The organism is Hephaestia mangrovi (assembly GCF_019880555.1).
Classification (GTDB): domain Bacteria; phylum Pseudomonadota; class Alphaproteobacteria; order Sphingomonadales; family Sphingomonadaceae; genus Sphingomonas; species Sphingomonas mangrovi.
Genome location: NZ_JAINVU010000020.1, coordinates 1 through 1,374, shown reverse-complemented (window position 1 = coordinate 1,374; position 1,374 = coordinate 1). Strand labels below are relative to the sequence as shown.

Genomic DNA, 1,374 nt, shown 5'->3' with positions numbered 1-1,374 from the left:
CTGATGGGGTGGACGCCCCCCGACGGCATCGATGTGCCAGAGTGGAGGTGTTGAAACACCACTGAGGGAGGCGTCCGTGTCGCAGGTTATCATAATCGGTCTGGATATCGCCAAGAACGTTTTTCACGCGCATGGCGTCGATGAGCGCGGTGCGATGGTGTTCAGTCGCAAGCTGACGCGTGGCAAGCTGCTCGACTTCTTTACGGGCCAGCCGCAGTGCACGGTAGCGCTTGAGGCCTGCGGCGGCGCCCATCATTGGGCGCGCGAGCTGCAGGCAATGGGTCATCACGTCAGACTGATCCCGCCAGCGTATGTGAAGCCGTTCGTGAAGCGCAACAAGAATGATGCGATCGATGCCGAGGCGATCTGTGAGGCGGCGCAGCGGCCGGGCATGCGCTTCGTGGCGGTGAAGAGCGAGGAGCAGCAGGCTGCCGGGCTCGTCTTCCGCACGCGCGATCTGGTGGTGCGCCAGCGCACTCAGCTGATCAACGCGATCCGGGGTCACTTGGCGGAATATGGTTGGGTCGCGCCGCGCGGGATGGCGAACATGACAATGCTGGCGGATCTACTCGAAGACGAGGCGATGGCCTCGACACTACCGGAGGCGGCGCGGCCGATGTTCAAGCTGATGGTCGATCTGTTGGCCGAGCTCGACAAGCGAATATCCGTGCTGGACCTTGAGATCGCGAGGCGGGCGAAGGAGGACGAGGCGGCGCGGCGGCTGATGACCATCCCGGGGATCGGCCCCATCGCTGCGACAGCGATCATCGCGCTTGCGCCGCCAATCGAGACGTTCCGCAAAGGCCGCGACTTCGCGGCCTGGCTCGGGCTCGTGCCACGTCAGCACTCGACTGGCGGCAAGCAGCGGCTGGGTAGCATCTCTAAAATGGGAGAGCGTACGATCAGGCGGCTGCTCATCATCGGCGGCAGCTCGATGGTCCGCAGTGCGTGTCGCCACGGTGCGCCTGCAGGCTCGTGGCTGGAGCGCATGCTCGCGCGCAAACCACGCATGCTCGTCTCGGTCGCGCTCGCCAACAAGATGGCGCGCATAGCCTGGGCGTTGTTGACGAAGAAAGAAGATTACAGAGCTCCGGCAGCGGTCGCGGCGTAAGCCGAGGTCGAGGCTAGAGGCGTCGGGGACGTAGGCGGTCGAAGGAGGGTATGGCACAACGGTCGGCGAGACGGGGCCGGAAGAACCAGGGAATGGCAGAGCGCTAGCCAAGCGCGCAAAGCTGATGTGGTTCCGGTCCGCGAACTCCCATACTGGCCCGCAGCATATGGCGCTGCTCATCGAGGCCGGACAGATGACAGCATCCGACTACGTGCCAACATACCCCGATTTAGCGCTTGCATCCGAAGGGGCGTCCACAGATG

Annotated in this window: 1 protein-coding gene; it reads left to right on the top strand. The window is 64.0% G+C overall.

The genetic code is table 11. The features are described 5' to 3' along the window. The first annotated feature begins 76 nt into the window (after positions 1 to 76). Positions 77 to 1,111 carry an IS110 family RNA-guided transposase gene (locus K7G81_RS17630; protein WP_223032145.1) on the top strand — a complete coding sequence of 345 codons (1,035 nt, stop codon included), beginning with the start codon at positions 77 to 79 and terminating at the stop codon, positions 1,109 to 1,111. Positions 1,112 to 1,374 lie beyond the last annotated feature (263 nt).